Here is a 17,698-nt window from a genome sequence, read left to right as displayed (position 1 = left end):
TTGGCCGCACAAGAAGCTTGGCATTGGCCGGGCTGTGCAGGCAAGAAGCGATCATCGTCCCCCCGGTGGAGCACCATGTCCGATCAGCGCATAGTACCCGTCATCCTGTCCGGCGGTTCCGGCACGCGGCTTTGGCCGGTGTCGCGTGAGAGCTTCCCCAAGCAGCTCTGGCCCCTGGTGTCGGACCGTACCATGATGCAGGAAACCGCCGCTCGGGCCGCCGGACCCACCATCGCCCCGCCCGTGGTGGTCTGCAACCAGGAACACCGTTTCCTGATCGCCGAACAGCTCCGGGCCGTCGGCGTGCACGACGCCCGCATCGTGCTGGAACCGGTTGGCCGCAACAGCGCCCCGGCCATCGCCGCGGCGGCCGAGTTGGTGGCCGAGGAAGACCCGGACGCGGTGCTGTGGATGATGGCGGCGGACGCCTCGATCGCCGACCTTCCCGCCCTTTACGCCGCCCTCGACGCCGCGGTCACCGCCGCTCGGGCTGGCTACGTCGTGACCTTCGGGATGAAGCCGACGGCGCCCGAGACCGGCTATGGCTATATCGAAATCGGGGAGAAGCTGCCCGACGCCGAGGGTGTCCACGCCGTGGCGCGGTTCCACGAGAAGCCGGATGCCGCGACGGCCGAGCGGTTCGCAGCGGATGGGCGGCACCTGTGGAACTCCGGCATGTTCGTCTTCACCGCCCGTACCCTGCTGCGGGAGATGGAGGCGCACGCCCCCGCCGTGCTGCCGCCGGTCCAGGCGGCGGTGAAGGCGCGGACCACCGACCTCGACTTCATCCGCCTGGGCGCCGAGGCCTTCGCGGCGGCCCCGTCGATCAGCCTGGACTACGCGGTGGCGGAGCGGACCCGGAAGGCGGCCGTGGTGCCGGCCGACCTCGGCTGGTCCGACGTGGGAAGCTGGAGCGCGCTTTGGGACCTGGGCGAGAAGGACGACGCCGGCAACGTCGCGGTGGGCGACGTGGTGCTGGAAGGCGCGCAGAACTGCTACGTCCGCAGCGACGGCATGCTGGCCGCCGTGGTCGGGCTGCAGGATGCCGTGGTGGTGGTGACCGAAGACGCGGTGCTGGCGATGCACCGCTCCATGGCGCAGGACGTCAAGAAGGTGGTCGACCGGCTGAAGGCCGACGGCCGGCCGGAGGCGACGGCGCATAACCGCTCATACCGGCCCTGGGGCTATTACGAGAGCCTGATCCAGGGCGACCGGTTCCAGGTGAAACGGATCGTCGTGGAACCGGGGCGGAAATTGTCGTTGCAGAGCCATTACCACCGAGCGGAGCACTGGGTGGTCGTGAACGGCACCGCCCGCGTGACCCGCGACCAGGAGGTGGTGATCCTGCGCGAGAACGAGAGCATCTACCTGCCGCTGGGCTGCGTGCATCGCATGGAAAACCCAGGGAAGATCCCCCTGACGCTGATCGAGGTCCAGTCCGGGGCCTATCTGGGCGAAGACGACATCGTGCGCCTGGAGGACACCTACAACCGGGTCTGAAGCTGGGCTCTCCTCAACCGGCGGTCCCACGGCGGGCGAGCGGCGCGATGAACTGCGGTTCGGTGTCCCACGGGAACAGGATCCACGTGTCCTGGGAGACTTCGGTGACGAAGCTGTCCACCGTCTCCCGCCCCGCCGGCTTGGCGTAGATACAGGCGAAATGCGCCTTGGGCAGCAACCCGCGAACGACCCTGGCGGTGGTCCCGGAATCGACCAGGTCGTCGATGATCAGGAACCCCGTGCCGTCGCCGGCCGCGCTGGGCGGCTTGGTCACCTTCGGCTCGCCGATCTCCTCGTCCTCGTAGGTGACGACGCAGACGCTTTCCAGCAGCCGCAGGTCGAGTTCCCGGGCGATGATCGCGGCGGGGATCAGGCCGCCGCGGCTGACGGCGACGATGCCCTCGAACGGGCCGATTTCCATCAGGCGCCAGGCCAGGGCGCGGGCATCCCGATGAAGCTGGTCCCAGGTGACGGTGTAGTAACGCGCTGCCATGCCGGTTTGTGGGCGGAAATCCGGCATCGATGCAAGAGGGTTTCGGTTTCTTCGGCGCCCATCCCAACAACTTGGTTTCACCGTTGATCCGGCATAGTGACATTTGCCCCGACTGGCCTTTTGATGGACCCATGGATGGTCATGTGACGCCGCCGCGGCTGGACGCGGGCCCTCTGCCGGACGCGGCTGTCGCCCCGCCGGCCGCCACCGGCACGCAGCCGTGCGCAACCGACGTCGCCGCGCCGTCACCCGCGGGCCCGCTGCGCCTTTTGCTGCCGGAGCGGCCGTTCTCGCCCGTTGTGTTCACCTCCCCCCATTCGGGCCGCGACTATTCCGCCGACCTGATGGCAGGCGTCCGCTTGCCACCCCCCGCACTGCGCCGCAGCGAGGACTGCTTCGTCGATGAGTTGTTCGAGGCGGCACCGGACAACGGCGCCCCCCTGCTGGCCGCCACCTTCCCCCGTGCCTTCTGCGACGTGAACCGCGAGGCGTGGGAGCTCGATCCGGCGATGTTCGCCGATCCGCTCCCGGACTGGGTGAACACCAGCAGCACCCGGGTCTCGGCGGGGCTGGGGACGATCGCGAAGGTGGTCGCCTCGGGCGAGGCGATCTATGGGGCCAAGCTGCCCTTCCGGGAAGCCGAGCGCCGTATCTTCACCTATTGGCGCCCGTTCCATGACCAGCTTGCCCGGTTGATCGCCGATATCAGGGAACGGTTCGGCTATTGCCTGGTGATCGACTGCCATTCGATGCCCTCCGGCGGGCAGGGCCGGCGGCCGGCCGATTTCGTGCTGGGCGACCTGCACGGCGCGGCCTGCGCCTCCCGCGTCACCCGGATGATCGAGGGGTTCCTGCAGGCCAGGGGTCACCTGGTCCGCCGCAACGATCCCTATGCCGGGGGCTACATCACCCGCCATTACGGCCGCCCAGGCGACGACGTGCACGTGCTGCAGATCGAGATCGCCCGCGGGCTGTACATGGACGAGACGCGACTGGAACGCAGCAGCGGCTTCGCTGCCCTGCGCGCGGTGATGACCGACCTCGTCGCGGAGACGACCCGTCAGGTTCACGACCTGATCGGCTGATCCGGCCATCAGCAAGGTGCCCGGCGGTATTTCGCTTGACGCCCGCCCCCTGCCGCATTGCATAGCACAAAATCCCGCCTGAGGGGGAAAAGGCTGGGCCATGGCCCTGACACTGACCGTTGAGAAGACCGCCGGAACCGATCTGTTCCAGCAGATCGCCGACGCCATCCGCTCGGCCATCGCTCGTGGCCAGGTGTGTGCCGGCCAGCGCCTTCCTTCTGCCCGGGTCCTGGCCCAACAACTCGACGTCGCGCGCGGCACGGTGGACGCGGCCTATGCGATGCTGGCAAGCGAAGGTGCCGTGATCTCCCGCCGGGGCGGCGGCACGGTGGTCCTGGGGAAGACGGGCGCGCCGCGCGTGCCGGCTGCGTCGACCCCCTTCATGTTCGCCTGCACCTCGGCTCAGTTGCCTCCGCCGATCCCGCTGCGGCCCAGGCTGCCGGCGCTCGACGCCTTCCCTGCCCCCCTTTGGAACCGGTTGCTGGCGGACGCAGCACGCGACCTGGCGCCGGCCGACCGAGCGGACCCGGACCCGGCGGGGGTGGGGGTGCTGCGGGCGGCGATCGCGGGCTGGCTCACGACCCAGCGCGGCGTGCCGTGCTCCGCCGGCAGCGTCATCGTGACGGCCGGCTTCCAAGGCGCGCTGACCCTGGCCCGCGGCGTGCTGCTGGCCCGGGGCGATCCCGTGTGGATCGAGGATCCCGGCCACCCGCCGGTCCGCCAGGCGCTGGAGGCCGCCGGCGCCCGCGTCGTCCCGGTGCGCATGGATGGCGACGGGCTGCGCGTCGCCTCCGGCATCGCCGCCGCGCCGAAAGCGAAGCTCGTGGTCGTCAATCCGGCCCATCACTATCCGACCGGCGTGGCGCTGTCCCTGCCCCGGCGGCTGGAGCTGCTGACCTGGGCGTCGGAGACCGGCGCCTGGGTGCTCGAGGACGACAGCGACGGCGTCTTCCGCCTGGCGGGACGGGCGCTGCCGACCCTGTACAGCCTGGATCGTGACCGGCGGGTGATCCACGCCGGCAGCTTCAGCCAGACGATGTTCCCTGCGCTGCGCCTGGGCTACGTGGTCGTGCCGGACGAATTGGGCGAGGCGTTCCAGCGCGCTGCCCGACTGCTGACACTGGGACAGCCGGCGCTGGAACAGCGGGCCTTGGCCAATTTCATCGCCAGGGGGCATTTCGCCCGCCATGTCAAACGCATGCGGCGCCTCTACGCGGAGCGCCGCGGGGCGATGATCGCAGCACTGCGGGACCAGTTCGGCGAGGCTTGCGTGCCGGACCTGCCCCAAGACGTTCGCCGGGGTGTCTCCCAGGGCATTCCCCAGAACATTCCCCAGGCCATCCCCCAGGGCCTTTCCCAGGGCCTTCCCCAGGGCCTTTCCCAGGGCGGCCTGCATTTGATCGCCCGTTTCCCGGATGCCCCCGACGATACGGTGCTGGCGAAACGGGCAGCGGCCGCCGGCCTGGCGCCGGTCGCGCTCTCGTCCCTGGCCGCCGCGCATGGCCAGGGACAAGGCCTGCTTCTTGCTTACAGTAATATTCCGGCAGACCAGGCCGACGATATCGTGAGCAAATTGAAGCAGGTCATCGATGCCGCGTGACACCTCCAGCGCGACGGAACCGGTGCGGCGGCGACGCGCCGTCGGCTCCCTCCGCCAAAGCCTTCTTCCCATCCTGCAGGCCCTGCCGCTCGGGCTGATTCTGTCGGTCTTCCTGCTGGTGCCGATGATCGTGCTGATCGTCGTCAGCTTCTTCGACTACACCAGCGTGCAGATCGTCCCCGCCTTCATCCTGACCAACTACCACGACGTCTTCACCTCCTCGGTGACGTGGGAGACCTATCTGAACACGCTGCGCTACACGGCCATCGTCTGGGCGGTGACCGCGGTGCTGGGCTTCACCGTGGCCTATGTCCTGGCATTCGAAATTCGCAGCAAGACGACCCAGATGGTGCTGTTCCTGGTCTGCACCGTGCCGTTCCTGACCAGCAACATCATCCGCATGATCTCCTGGATCCCCTTCCTGGGACGCGAGGGCCTGCTGAACCGCACCCTGCTGGCGCTGGGGCTGATCCACAAACCGCTGGAGTTCCTGCTGTTCTCGGACTTCGCGGTCGTGCTGGCCTATGTCCATTTGTATGTGCTGTTCATGGTCACGCCGATCTTCAACACCATGATGCGCATCGACCGCCGCCTGCTGGAGGCCGCACTCGACAACGGCGCCGGCTGGTGGACGACGGTGACGCAGGTGATCCTGCCGCTGTCGAAATCCGGCATCGCCATCGGCTCGATCTTCGTCGTCACCATGGTGATGGGCGACTTCATCACGGTGCGGCTCATGAGCGGCGGGCAGAGCGCCTCGGTCGGGCTGATGATCAGCAACCAGATCGGCCTGCTGCAATACCCGGCGGCCTGCGCCAACGCGGTGGTGCTGCTGGCGGTGGTGCTGCTGATGATCGCCGGCATCCTGCGCATCGTCGACATCCGGAAGGAGCTGTGAGCATGGCCGCGCCGCTTCGCCGCTGGGTGCTTCTGGGCGTGCTGGGCCTGTTCATCCTGTTCCTGTACGGCCCGACGCTGACGATTGCCGTGCTATCCTTCCAGGGACCGGATGGCGGGCTGACCTTCCCGATGAACGGGTTTTCCATCCACTGGTTCCGTTCGCTGTTCCAGGAGCAGGCAGTCGGCGATTTCGGCGGATCCCTGACCCGCTCCTTCATCCTGGCGGCGATGGTGATGGTGGCGACGGTGGCGGTCTCGCTCGCCTCGGGCATGGCATTTCGGAAGCGGTTCTGGGGCAGCGGGCCGCTGTTCACGCTGACGGTGGCGAGCCTGATCATTCCGTCGATCCTCGTCAGCCTCGGCGTCGGCCTGCTGTTCAGTCAGCTTGGCCTCGATCCCGACTGGTACAGCTCCGCCTTCGGGGCGCAACTGACCTGGACGCTGCCGTTCGGGCTTTTGATCATGTTCGCCGTGTTCAACCGCTTCAACGGCGCGTGGGAGGAAGCGGCGCGCGACATGGGCGCATCCGGCTGGCAGTCGTTCCGCCATGTCGTGCTGCCGATCATCCTGCCCAGCGTGATCGGCATCGCGCTGTTCGGGTTCACCCTGTCCTATGATGAATTCGCGCGCACGCTGCTGACCGCCGGCAGCGACAACACCCTGCCGCTGGAGATCTTCGGCATGACCACCAGCGTCACGACGCCGGTGCTGTACGCGCTGGGGACGCTGACGACGGCGTTTTCCTTCGTCATTATCGTCGTGTCCCTGCTGGCGGTGCAGGTCCTGGCGAGGAAACGGAAACGAACATAATGGCCAACGTCACGATCCTGGATCATCCGCTGCTGCGCCATAAGCTGACGCTGCTGCGCGACAAGGAAACGACCACCACCAAGTTCCGTCAGGTGGCGCGCGAGATTTCCATGCTGATGGCCTACGAGGTCACGCGCGACCTGCCGTTGGAATGGATCGACATCGAAACACCGCTGGAGCCGATGCGATCGGAATACCTGACGGGGAAGAAGCTCTGCTTGGTGTCGATCCTGCGCGCCGGCAACGGCATCCTGGAAGGGATGCTGGACCTGGTGCCCTCGGCCCGCGTCGGCCATATCGGCCTGTACCGCGACCACGCGACGCTGCGGCCGGTAGAATACTACCTGAAGCTGCCGACCGACGTGGCGGAGCGGCTGTGCATCCTGGTCGATCCGATGCTGGCCACCGGGAACTCGGCCGTCGCCGCGGCGACGCGGCTGAAGGAGGCGGGAGTGAAGCAGATGAAGTTCGTCTGCCTGCTGGCCGCGCCCGAGGGAGTGGCGACCTTCACCCAGGCGCATCCCGACGTGCCGGTCTACACTGGCGCGCTGGACCGGCAACTGGACGGCAACGGCTATATCCGTCCCGGCCTGGGCGACGCGGGCGACCGGTTCTACGGCACCCGGTAAGGGTTGGATCGCCGGCCGAACGGCAGCGGTGGTGCGACACCGCGCCGCACCGGATCCCGGTCTACGACCCGACACAGCGGCTGCCGCGCAGCCCCGCCTCCTGGTCGGAATCCCCACCCCGGGCAGCCACCTGACAGGCCGCGCCGTCTCCGCTACCGTCCCCCGAAACCACCCTGGGGGAAACCACCAATGCCAGCCGTCACCACCGAACGCCGCGGAGGCATCTCCATCATCCGCATCAACCGGCCGGAGCGGCTGAACGCCATCAGCCAGGCCGTTGCCGTCGAGATGCAGCAGGCCTTCAAGGCCTTCGACGCCGATCCGGAACAGAAGGTCGCCATCCTGTCGTCGGTGGGAACCCGAGCGTTCTCGTCCGGGGCGGATGTCAGCGACCTGCCGGAACTGTGGCGGGCGATCCCCTCCGTCGGCTTCCAGACCGAGAAGCCGATCATCGCCGCCACCACCGGCTGGGTCGTCGGCGGCGGCATCGTCATGGTGATGATGTGCGACATGCTCGTCTCCACCGAGGACACCCAGTTCTACTATCCGGAAGCCAAGCTGGGGACGACCGCCGGCGGCATCAGCTCGCTGGCCGGCCGGATACCGCATCACCTGGCGATGGAGATCATGCTGCTGGGCGCGAAGATCCCCGCCAAGCGGGCCTATGACGTCGGCTTCGTCAACCGTCTGGTCCCGAACGGGGAGCACGAGGCCGAAGCGCTGGCCATGGCCGAACAGCTTCTGGACAGCGCCCCGCTGGTGATCGGTGCGCTCAAGCGCCTGGTCGCCGAGGTCCTGCCGGCGGGCCCGATCGAGCGCATGGTCGGCATCAGCCAGACCATCGCCGGCGTGCGCCAGTCGGAGGACCTGCAGGAAGGCATCCAGGCCTGGAAGGAAAAGCGCAAGCCCCGCTTCAAGGGCCGGTAAGAAAGACGCGCCGCCGGCCCCAGCCATCATCGGTTCGATAATACGGAGGAACGTCAATGGCCGATCCGGAAATCATCGCCATCCGCGAACAGATCGCCGCCCGCACCGGCGCGACGGACATCGCCCAACGCCGCATCGACAGCGACGCGCGCGGCAAGTCCTTCCGACTGCCGGCCGATGTGCGGGTGGAGAAGATCGATGCCGGCGGCGTGCCGGCGGAATGGACCTCGACGCCCGATTCTGCCGCCGATCGGGTCATCCTGTATCTGCACGGCGGCGGCTACGTCTTCGGATCGCTGGACAGCCACCGGCACGTCGCCGCCGAGGCGGGGCGGCAAGCCGGCACGCGCGTCCTCGCGATCGACTACCGCCTGGCGCCCGAACATCCGTTTCCGGCGCCGGTCGAGGACAGCGTGGCCGCCTATCGCTTCCTCCTCGGCCGCGGCATCAGGCCGGGCAACGTCGCCTTGGCCGGCGACAGCGCCGGCGGCGGGCTGGTCGTGGCCGCCATGCTGGCGATCCGCGACGCCGGACTGACGCTGCCCGCCTGCGGCTGGTGCATCAGCCCGTGGGTGGACATGGAGGCGCGGTCGGCGTCCTTCACCGATCGTGCCGAAACCGACCCGACGGTGCAGAAGGCGGGAATCCTGGACCTGGCGGCCCTCTATCTGAACGGGGCCGACCCCCGCCATCCGCATGCCGCACCCGTCTACGGCGACCTGCGCGGCCTGCCGCCTTTGTTCATCCAGGTGGGCGCCGTCGAAACCCTGCTGGACGACGCGCTCTGGCTCGCGCGGGAGGCCGGGAAGGCGGACGTCCCGGTCGACCTGCAGGTCTGGCCCGAGATGATCCATGTCTGGCACCAATACCACCAGGTCCTCGGCGCCGGCCGGCGCGCCTTGGAGGCCGGCGGTACTTTCATCAAGAACCATCTGGAGGGCTGAACGGTCATGGATATTCGTTTCGATGGACGCGTGGCGATCGTCACCGGCGCCGGTACGGGGCTGGGACGCCAGCACGCGCTGCTGCTGGCCTCACGCGGGGCGAAGGTGGTGGTGAACGATCCGGGCGGATCGGTCGACGGCACCGGCGGCGCCGCGACCGTGGCCGACAAGGTCGTCGCCGAGATCAAGGCAGCCGGCGGCGAGGCAGTGGCCAGCTATGCCTCGGTCGCCGAGGCGGCGTCGGCGCAGAGCATCATCGACACCGCGATCAATACCTGGGGCCGGCTGGACGCGCTGGTCTGCAACGCCGGCATCCTGCGCGACAAGGCGTTCAACAACATGACCCTGGAGGACTATGAGTTCGTCAACCAGGTGCATCATTTCGGTACCGTCTACTGCGTGAAAGCGGCCTGGCCGATCATGCGCAAGCAAACCTTTGGACGGATCGTCGTGACGACGTCGGGGTCCGGCACCGTCGGCAATTTCGGCCAGGCCAATTACGGCGCGGCGAAAATGGCGGTGAACGGGCTGATCAACGTGCTGCGGTTCGAAGGCGCGAAATACAATATCCGCCTGAATGCGATCTCTCCCTCGGCCTATACGCGGATGACGGAATCGTTGCTGCCGCCTGACATGGCGCCCTGGATGAAGCCGGAACTCGTGTCGCCGATGGTGGCCTGGCTGTGCCACGAAGATTGCGACCAGACCGGCGAAATCTTCGCGGCGACGGCGGCCGGCTATGCGCGGGTGCAGTATTTCGTCAGCGAGGGCGTGCAGTTCGACCCGGCGAAGCCGGTATCGATCGAGATGATCCGGGACAACCTGGACAGGATCCGCGACCTTTCGCAGGCAAAACCCTATTTCGGCATGATGGGCAACGTCGTCGAGAAACTGCGGGAGATGGGACGGGTGAAGTGATATCGGGTCGGTGACGGCCGGTCTTGTGCCGGCCATGCGCCCGGCAGGTGATGCGCCCACGGTCCTGCATCCGCGACGATGCATCCGCGGCCAAGCACCCGATCGTCAGTAACGCGCCTGCAGGTGACTGGAGATCGCGGCGCTGTCCGCGCTGTTGCCTGCGGCGGCAACGGCGAAATCGTGGATCTTCCGCCGCAGCGCCGGGTCGCTCATTGCGCTGTCCGATACTTTGTCGAGATAGGACAGCACGTCGTACACCGCCGCCTTGTTCCCCATGTTCGCCTGCGCCTTGTCGATGGCCAGGGACACCGCCGCCGCATCGGACGCGCATTGCTGTATCAGCTTCGCCTGCGCTTTCACCCGTTCGTCGCGATTGTTGGAGACGATGTCATCGAGGTAGGACGCGCATCGGCCGGCCAACGCCGGACTTGGCGCCGGTGCGGCTGTCGTCTTGCCGGGTTGCGTCGGGGCTGGCGCGGGATCCCGCTTGGCAGCGTCCGGCTTTGTCGATTGGGCGTCCGTCACGCCAGGGCCCGGAACGGCAAAGATCGTCAAGCCGCCGATCACCATGATCGCGCCCAGCACGCCGCCTGCCACGCGGCCGATCGGCCCCGGCTCGATCCTGCCGCTGATATTGCCGACTACGGCGATCAGCAGGAATAGGATGCCGGCGACCAGAAGCAACGATCCGGTCGGTGCACTCAGGATCTTCCCGACGACTTCGCCGATGGCTTCCATTTCCGTGGAACCCCCTGCCTGACGCTGCTTGACCGGCCGGCCCTTACTCCACGGGCTCCATGTCCGCCGCCGCCACGTGGCGCGGCCGGCGCATCATGAACAACAACAGAACGATCGGCAGCGTGGTACAGATCAGCATAACGTAATCATCCGCGTAAGCAATGATCTGCGCCTGGCGGTTCACTTCCTGGTCCAGGATCGCCGCGCCGTGCCCCGTCATCGGGTTCCACATCCCGATCGCCGCCAGGGCCCGGTTGAACGGATTCACCTGTGCGCCGATGATCTCGTGCAGCGCCTGGGCGTTGCGTGCCAGCATGGTCGAGGTGACCGATACCCCGATCGCGGCGCCGATGTTGCGCAGCAGGCTGAACAACGCCGCCCCCTCGGTCCGCATCTCGGCCGGCAGCGTCGCGAAGGACAGCACCTGCAGCGGCGTGAAGAACAACCCCATCCCGCCGCCTTGCAGCATGATGGTAACGATGATGTCCCACTGCGACACGTCCGGCGTCCAGCCCGTCATGACGTAGAACGAGGCGCAGATCATCAGGATGCCGGCCCCCACCAGGTATCGGGGGTCCATCCGCGACGACAGCCGCCCGGCCAGCATGATCATCGCCAGGTTGCCCAGGCCGCGCGGCGCCATCACCAGGCCGGCCGTCTCGACCGGATAGTTGCTCAGCCCCTGCAGCCAGGGCGTCATCAGCGCCAGGCTGGACACCAGCAGCGTGCCGACGGCGAACATCATCACCAGGCCGAGCGAAAAATTCCGATCTCGGAACAAGATAGGTCGGATCAGAGGCTGGCGGGCGGACATCATGTGGATCAGGAACAGGTAGATGCCCAGGCCCGCCAGGACGGCCTCTACGATGATCTCGGTCGAATAGAACCAGTCCAGCTCCTGCCCCCGGTCCAGCATCAACTGCAATCCGCCGATCCCGGCCGACAGCACGGCGAAACCCAGCCAGTCGAAGCGCAGCCGGTTGACGCCGAAAGTGTGCGGCATGAACACCATCAGCCCCCCGGCCGCCAGCACGCCGAACGGCAGGTTGATGTAGAAAACGTAGCGCCAGTTGTAGTGCTCTGTCAGGAACCCGCCCACCGTTGGCCCCATGATCGGGCCGATCATCACCCCCATGCCCCAGACCGCCATGGCGAAGCCTCGACGGTGCGCGGGGTAGATATCCAGCAGCGTCGCCTGGGACAGCGGCACCAGCGCGGCGCTGAACATGCCCTGCAGCAGCCGGAAGCCGACGATCTGCGTCAGCGACTGGGCCGCGCCGCACAGCATCGACGCGACGGTGAACCCGATGATGCAGCCGACATAAAGCGGCTTGCGGCCGAACCGGACCGCCAGCCAACCCACCGGCGCGGTCATGATCGCCGCGGCGGTGATGTAAGAGGTCAGGATCCAGGTGATCTCGTCGAAGCTGGCCGAAAAGCTCCCCTGCATATAGGGCATCGCGACGTTGGCGATCGTCTGGTCCAACGATTGCAGGATCGTGGCGCCGATGGCGCAGGTGGTGATCATCCCCCGATGGGGCACATGATCAGCCGGGTCGCCCGCGGCCGCGCCCGCGCCGTCCGATAAAGCCGAGTTTCCCATCCGAATCTGCTTCTTGCGACGATCCCCTACCAATCGGATGGTGCCGGGAAGAGCACATCGGGTCAAACCCGGCATGGCAGCCATCCGCAAGGCGATGGCCCCGGTTTCGGCAGCCTTGCCTTTCCGCAACCGACACGGCGCGTGCAGTGACTCCGGCACCCCCGCCCGCCTCGGACCTCCTATTCCACGGATACGCTTGCCGCCGCCTCCGCTCGGGTCTATTCGCCCGCGCATGAGCGACATCGTCCCGATCAAGCGTGCCCTGATCTCTGTCTCCGACAAGACTGGCCTGGTCGACTTCGGCAAGGCCCTGGCGGCGAAAGAGATCGAGATCCTGTCCACCGGCGGCTCCGCCAAGGCGCTGCGCGATGCCGGCGTGCCGGTCAAGGACGTCTCCGACCATACCGGCTTCCCCGAGATCATGGACGGCCGCGTCAAGACGCTGGTGCCGCAGATCCATGGTGGCATCCTCGGCCGGCGGGACGACGCGACCCACATGGCGCAGATGGCGGACCACAAGATCGCGCCGATCGACCTGGTCGCCGTCAACCTCTACCCGTTCGAGGCCACGGTCGCCCGCGGCGCCTCGTTCGACGACTGCGTGGAGAACATCGACATCGGCGGCCCTGCGCTGATCCGAGCGGCGGCGAAGAACCATGATTTCGTGACGGTGCTGACGGAGCCGGACCAGTATGCGGAGGTCCTGGCAGCGCTGGACGCCCAGGGCGGCACCGGCCTGGCGCTGCGCCGCCGGCTGGCGGGCGAGGCCTATGCCCGCACCGCCGCCTATGACGCCGCCATCGCCGCCTGGTTCGCCGAACAGCGGCAGGAGACGTTCCCGCGCCGCTTCGCCGTCTCCGGCACGCTGCGCCAGACGCTGCGCTATGGCGAGAATCCGCACCAGAAAGCGGCCTTCTACGCCACCGGCGACCGTCCCGGCGTCGCAACGGCGTCGCAGGTGCAGGGCAAGGAGCTGTCCTACAACAACCTGAACGACACCGACGCCGCGTTCGAATGCGTGGCCGAGTTCGACGCCCCGACCGTCGTCATCGTCAAGCACGCCAACCCTTGCGGCATCGCCACCGCCGACACGCTGGCCGGCGCCTGGGCCGCCGCGCTGCGCTGCGACCCGGTTTCGGCCTTCGGCGGCATCGTCGCGGTCAATCGCACGCTGGACGGCGCGACCGCGGCCAAGGTCGCCTCGATCTTCACCGAGGTCATCATCGCACCCGACGCCGACGAAGAGGCGAGGACGATCCTGGCGGCGAAGAAGAACCTGCGGCTGCTGCTGACCGGCGGCGTGCCCGATCCGGCGGCGGCCGGCATGACCTTCCGCAGCCTGTCCGGCGGATTCCTGGCGCAGACCCGCGATTCGGGCCGGATCGGCGCCGGCGACATCAAGGTGGTGACGAAGCGCGCACCCACCCCGGCGGAAATCCAGGACCTGCTGTTCGCCTTCCGCGTCTGCAAGCACGTGAAGTCGAACGCGATCGTCTATGCCAAGGCCGGCGCCACGGTCGGCATCGGCGCCGGGCAAATGAGCCGGGTCGACAGCGCCCGCATCGCCGCCTGGAAAAGCGAGGAAGCGGCCAAGGCCGCCGGCCTGCCCGACCGCCTGACCGAGGGCAGCGTCGTCGCCTCCGACGCGTTCTTCCCCTTCGCCGACGGTCTGGAAGCCGCGATCGCCGCCGGCGCGACGGCCGTGATCCAGCCCGGCGGGTCGATCCGGGACAACGAGGTGATCGAAGCGGCGGACAAGGCCGGCGTGGCGATGGTGTTCACCGGCATGCGGCACTTCCGGCACTGAGCCGCGCGAAGTCTCGCTTCACCTGCCGCCCTTCGCGTCGCGACCCGGCTAGCGGATGCCTGAACCGCCCGGCTCAGGCCGCGGCCTGAGCCGGGGCGCCGCTCGCAACCAGGTCCTTCACCGCCAGCACCATCTTTCCAAGCACGGCCTGGGCGTCGCCGTAGACCATGTTGCAGTTGTCGGCATAGAAAAGCTCGTTCTCGACGCCGGCATAGCCTTTGCCCTGGCCGCGCTTGATCACGTAGATCTGGTGCGCCTGGTCGACATTGAGGATCGGCATGCCATAGATCGGCGAGGTCTTGTTCGTCCGGGCGGCCGGATTGACGACGTCATTGGCGCCGATGACGAGCGCCACATCGGTCGTGCTGAATTCCTCGTTGATCTCGTCCATCTCGTGAATGAGGTCATAGGGCACGCCGGCCTCCGCCAGCAGCACGTCCATGTGGCCAGGCATGCGTCCCGCGACCGGATGGACCGCGAACTTCACCTCCACGCCGGCGGCCTGCAGGAGCTTGACGAACTCATAGAGCCGCTGCTGCGCCTGGGCCGCGGCGAGGCCATAGCCCGGCACGATGATGACCTTGGAGGCGTAGCGCATGGCAATCGCCGCATCGCTCGCTTCGACGGGTTTGAGTCGCCCCTTGATCTCGCCCTGCTGCTCCAGGCTGACATCGCCGAAATTCGAGAACAGCACGTTGGAGATCGAGCGGTTCATCGCCTTGGCCATGAGAAGCGTGAGCAGCGTGCCGGCCGAACCCACGACCATGCCGGCGATCATCAGGGCCGGATTCTGCAGCACCAAGCCTTCGAGGCCGACCGCGAGGCCGGTGAAGGCGTTGTAGAGCGAGATCACCACCGGCATGTCGGCGCCGCCGATCGGCATCGTCATGAGGACGCCGAACAGAAGCGCCACGACGAAGAAGGCTGCCGTAAGCACCGCGGTATAGGGGCCAGGCGCGGCAATCGCCACGTAGAGACCCACCGCGATCGCGACCAGGAAGACGAACACGTTCAAGGCCTGCTGGCCGCCGAAGCGCCACGGCTTGTTGATCCGCCCATCGAGCTTGCCCCAGGCGATCACGGACCCCGACAGCGAGATCGATCCGATCAGCGCGCCGATGACGGTGATGATGAGCAGCGTGAGGTCGTGCCGCCGCCCGCCGAACAGCTCGACGGCCGCGATCGCCGCAGCGGCGCCGCCGCCCATCCCGTTGTACAGGGCGACCATCTGCGGCATGGCCGTGATCGCCACGGAGCGGCCGCGCCACCACGCCCAGCCAAGCCCCATGCCGAGCGCCACCACGGCCAGTGTCACGTTCACGGCGCGCTGGGCTTCCGCGGCCGGGTCGAGGGCCAGCACGTAGAGGAACGATGCCAGCACCGCGACAAGCATCCCGACGCCGGCCACGACGATCCCGGACCGCGCGGTGACGGGCGAGGACATGCGCTTCAGGCCATAGATGAACAGAACCGCGGCGATGAAGCCGGCGGGGTCGATGATCCAGTACGGGTTCATGGCAAGCTCCTCAGCCCTTGCGCGCGCTGCTCGGCTTGAACATCTCAAGCATCCGCTCCGTCACCACGTAGCCGCCGCCCGCGTTCGCAGCGCCCAGCAAGACGCCGAGAAAGCCGATGACCTGCTCGACGGGTGAGGTCGCGTTGAGCAACGCATAGATCGCCCCGACCACGACGATGCCATGGACGAAGTTCGAGCCGGACATCAGCGGCGTATGCAGGATGGCCGGAACGCGCGAGATCACCTCGTACCCGGTGAAGGCGGCCAGCATGAAAATATACAGGGCAACGAAGCCCGTGATCGCCATATGCGTATCCATCAGCGCGCTCCTTCAGCTTGCGATCGTAAGTTGCGGCTCCGCGGCCCCTGGCGCGGTGCCACCCGTCAAAGCCGTCTTTGCGATGACCTCGTCCGACCAGTCCGGAGCCAACGTTCCATCGTGGATCAGCAGCTCGAGGAAACTGAGCAGGTTCTTGGCATAGAGCTCACTCGCATGCTCACCGAGCATGGAGGGGACATTGAGCGGACCGACGATGGTCACCTGGCCGGTACGGATCGTCTCGCCGGGACGGGTCAGCTCGCAATTTCCGCCGCTCTCGGCCGCAAGGTCTATGATGACCGATCCCGCCTTCATGCCCGCGACCTGGTCCTTGCTGATCAGTCGCGGCGCCTGTCGGCCAGGGACGGACGCCGTGGTGATGATGACGTCGGCCTGCTGGATGTGTGAAGTAAGAACCGATGCAACTTTCTGCTTCTCGGCATCGGTCAGCTCACGCGCATAGCCGCCTTGGCCGCGGGCATCGACGCCTGTATCTACGAACTTGGCACCGACCGATGCGGCCTCCTCCTTCGTCTCCGGGCGCACGTCATAGCCTTCGACCACGGCGCCAAGCCGGTGCGCGGTGGCAAGCGCCTGCAAGCCTGCCACGCCAAGCCCCATGACAAGGACGGTGGCCGCGCGCAGCGTGCCCACGGCGGTGGTCATGCGCGGCAGGATACGGGCGAGATGCGTGGCACCCAGCAGCGTCGCGTAATAGCCGGAGAGCGCTGCCTGACTCGACAAGGCGTCCATCGCCTGGGCGCGCGAAATGCGCGGCACCCGCTCCATGGCGAAGCAGGTGATCTTCCGCGCGCGCAGAAGCGCCACGAGTTCGGTTTCCTTGTCCGCATAGACGAAGGAGATCAATATCGCGCCTTCGCGCATCGCCCGGATGGTCTCCAGGGGCGGCGGCTGCACGGCGAGCACGATGTCCGCGTCACTGACCAATAGTTTCGTATCGTTGATAACTGTCACGCCGTGGAACGCTGCATCGGGCAGTTTGATGGCGTCGCCGGCGCCCGCCTGGATCGCGACCGTTGCCCCGAGCTTGATGACACGCTCCGCGACGGCCGGCACCAGCGCCACCCGCTGCTCCCCGCTGCGCGTTTCCTTGAGGACAGCTATCTTGATCGGCATGGCAAAACTCCGCGGTGGTCGGCGCCCGGTTGCGAGGTTGTCGTCGATTGCTGCCGCGCTGCGTCGGCGCGTTGGGGCAGCGGGCCCCTCAAAGGCGGCCCGGCCGCATCGAGTGCGGCAGCCTCTTCATCAGTGAACAGGCGCGAACGGACGATGAAGCGGACACCGTCCGCGGCCTCGATCGAAAAACTGTCGCCGCCGCCTTCGGTGACGTCGACCGTCAATTGGCAATAAGCCCAGTAATCGAATTGGCTCGCGCCGACATAAAACGGGCAGTCATCCACCATGCCCAGCAGCACGTCACGCGGTCCTACCCGGAAGTCGCTCTGGCGGAAGCACATCGGCGCACTGCCTTCGCAGCAACCGCCGGAGAGATGGAAGATCAGGGGGCCGTGTTCGGTGCGCAGCCTCCTGGTCAAGGCGAGGGCCTGCTCCGTGAAGATGAGGCGTGGCGGCATGCAGGGCTCCGTGCAGGATGACCCCGCCGCGGAGCCGTAACGCCCCGCGGCGGGATCCGGATCAGAACAGGCCCATGGCGTTGGGGCTGTAGCTCACCAGCAGGTTTTTCGTCTGCTGGTAGTGATCCATGATCAGCTTGTGGGTCTCGCGGCCGAAGCCGGATTCCTTGTAGCCGCCGAACGCCGCATGCGCCGGATAGACGTGGTAGCAGTTCGTCCACACACGCCCCGCCTGGATGCCGCGTCCGACGCGATAGAGATTGTTGACATTCCGCGACCACACGCCGGCGCCAAGGCCATAGACCGTGTCGTTG

The 17,698-nt window shown here is 67.2% G+C and carries 18 protein-coding genes; 10 read left to right on the top strand and 8 right to left on the bottom strand.

Features of this window, described 5'->3' with window-relative positions; translation table 11 throughout:
- The first annotated feature begins 75 nt into the window (after window positions 1–75).
- Window positions 76–1,500, top strand: a complete 1,425-nt coding sequence (locus tag VHB27_RS14690) for a mannose-1-phosphate guanylyltransferase/mannose-6-phosphate isomerase (RefSeq protein WP_325601692.1) — start codon at window positions 76–78, stop codon at window positions 1,498–1,500.
- Window positions 1,501–1,513: 13 nt separating this feature from the next.
- Here VHB27_RS14690 and gpt read toward each other — a convergent pair whose 3' ends face one another.
- Window positions 1,514–1,993, bottom strand: a complete 480-nt coding sequence (gpt, locus tag VHB27_RS14685) for a xanthine phosphoribosyltransferase (RefSeq protein ID WP_325601690.1) — start codon at window positions 1,991–1,993, stop codon at window positions 1,514–1,516.
- A gap of 131 nt (window positions 1,994–2,124) precedes the next feature.
- Between gpt and VHB27_RS14680 the strand changes: the two genes are divergently transcribed.
- The 8 genes from VHB27_RS14680 to VHB27_RS14645 all read left to right on the top strand — a co-directional run bounded on the left by VHB27_RS14680 (window position 2,125) and on the right by VHB27_RS14645 (window position 9,806).
- Window positions 2,125–3,078 carry an N-formylglutamate amidohydrolase gene (locus tag VHB27_RS14680; RefSeq protein ID WP_325601688.1) on the top strand — a complete coding sequence of 318 codons (954 nt, stop codon included), beginning with the start codon at window positions 2,125–2,127 and terminating at the stop codon, window positions 3,076–3,078.
- Between the two features lie 100 nt (window positions 3,079–3,178).
- Window positions 3,179–4,678 (top strand): PLP-dependent aminotransferase family protein, encoded by a 1,500-nt coding sequence (locus VHB27_RS14675; protein ID WP_325601686.1) that lies wholly within the window; start codon window positions 3,179–3,181, stop codon window positions 4,676–4,678.
- Window positions 4,668–5,576, top strand: a complete 909-nt coding sequence (locus VHB27_RS14670) for an ABC transporter permease (protein ID WP_325601684.1) — start codon at window positions 4,668–4,670, stop codon at window positions 5,574–5,576. The genes VHB27_RS14675 and VHB27_RS14670 overlap by 11 nt, the downstream gene beginning before the upstream one ends.
- A gap of 2 nt (window positions 5,577–5,578) precedes the next feature.
- A complete protein-coding gene (locus VHB27_RS14665) occupies window positions 5,579–6,388 on the top strand; it encodes an ABC transporter permease (protein ID WP_325601683.1) in 810 nt (269 codons plus the stop codon).
- Entirely contained in the window at window positions 6,388–7,017 is a 630-nt protein-coding gene (gene upp, locus VHB27_RS14660) for a uracil phosphoribosyltransferase (protein WP_325601682.1), read from the top strand. The genes VHB27_RS14665 and upp overlap by 1 nt, the downstream gene beginning before the upstream one ends.
- Window positions 7,018–7,206: 189 nt before the next feature.
- Window positions 7,207–7,944: an enoyl-CoA hydratase/isomerase family protein gene (locus VHB27_RS14655; RefSeq protein WP_325601680.1), complete on the top strand. Its 738-nt coding sequence runs from the start codon at window positions 7,207–7,209 to the stop codon at window positions 7,942–7,944.
- A 56-nt stretch (window positions 7,945–8,000) separates the two neighbouring features.
- Window positions 8,001–8,888 (top strand): alpha/beta hydrolase, encoded by an 888-nt coding sequence (locus VHB27_RS14650; protein WP_325601678.1) that lies wholly within the window; start codon window positions 8,001–8,003, stop codon window positions 8,886–8,888.
- Between the two features lie 6 nt (window positions 8,889–8,894).
- On the top strand, window positions 8,895–9,806 hold the full coding sequence (locus tag VHB27_RS14645) for an SDR family NAD(P)-dependent oxidoreductase (protein WP_325601676.1): 912 nt from the start codon (window positions 8,895–8,897) through the stop codon (window positions 9,804–9,806).
- Between the two features lie 105 nt (window positions 9,807–9,911).
- Here VHB27_RS14645 and VHB27_RS14640 read toward each other — a convergent pair whose 3' ends face one another.
- Both VHB27_RS14640 and VHB27_RS14635 read right to left on the bottom strand, forming a co-directional pair.
- Window positions 9,912–10,544 carry a hypothetical protein gene (locus VHB27_RS14640; RefSeq protein WP_325601674.1) on the bottom strand — a complete coding sequence of 211 codons (633 nt, stop codon included), beginning with the start codon at window positions 10,542–10,544 and terminating at the stop codon, window positions 9,912–9,914.
- 43 nt (window positions 10,545–10,587) lie between these two features.
- Complete coding sequence (locus VHB27_RS14635; protein ID WP_325601672.1) at window positions 10,588–12,072, bottom strand: DHA2 family efflux MFS transporter permease subunit; 1,485 nt, start codon at window positions 12,070–12,072, stop codon at window positions 10,588–10,590.
- 307 nt (window positions 12,073–12,379) lie between these two features.
- Here VHB27_RS14635 and purH point away from each other — a divergent pair, with 307 nt between their 5' ends.
- A complete protein-coding gene (gene purH / locus VHB27_RS14630) occupies window positions 12,380–13,954 on the top strand; it encodes a bifunctional phosphoribosylaminoimidazolecarboxamide formyltransferase/IMP cyclohydrolase (RefSeq protein ID WP_325601670.1) in 1,575 nt (524 codons plus the stop codon).
- Between the two features lie 73 nt (window positions 13,955–14,027).
- Here the strand turns inward: purH and VHB27_RS14625 are convergent, their stop codons facing one another.
- The 5 genes from VHB27_RS14625 to VHB27_RS14605 form a co-directional block, all read right to left on the bottom strand.
- On the bottom strand, window positions 14,028–15,470 hold the full coding sequence (locus tag VHB27_RS14625; RefSeq protein WP_325601668.1) for an NAD(P)(+) transhydrogenase (Re/Si-specific) subunit beta: 1,443 nt from the start codon (window positions 15,468–15,470) through the stop codon (window positions 14,028–14,030).
- A gap of 10 nt (window positions 15,471–15,480) precedes the next feature.
- Complete coding sequence (locus VHB27_RS14620) at window positions 15,481–15,789, bottom strand: NAD(P) transhydrogenase subunit alpha (protein WP_325601666.1); 309 nt, start codon at window positions 15,787–15,789, stop codon at window positions 15,481–15,483.
- 12 nt (window positions 15,790–15,801) lie between these two features.
- The gene (locus VHB27_RS14615; protein ID WP_325601664.1) at window positions 15,802–16,926 is read right to left on the bottom strand and encodes an NAD(P) transhydrogenase subunit alpha; all 1,125 of its coding nucleotides are present in this window, start codon (window positions 16,924–16,926) and stop codon (window positions 15,802–15,804) included.
- On the bottom strand, window positions 16,911–17,384 hold the full coding sequence (locus tag VHB27_RS14610; RefSeq protein WP_325601662.1) for a DUF779 domain-containing protein: 474 nt from the start codon (window positions 17,382–17,384) through the stop codon (window positions 16,911–16,913). Before VHB27_RS14610 ends, VHB27_RS14615 begins: the two co-directional genes overlap by 16 nt.
- Before the next feature lie 61 nt (window positions 17,385–17,445).
- Window positions 17,446–17,698, bottom strand: a 253-nt coding sequence (locus VHB27_RS14605) for an aldehyde dehydrogenase family protein (protein WP_325601660.1), incomplete at its 5' end; no start/stop codon positions are given.

It is taken from the genome of Rhodopila sp. (assembly GCF_035548235.1).
GTDB lineage: Bacteria > Pseudomonadota > Alphaproteobacteria > Acetobacterales > Acetobacteraceae > Rhodopila.
Note: the sequence above shows the minus strand (reverse complement) of the source record. Positions and strands in the feature narration are given on the sequence as shown.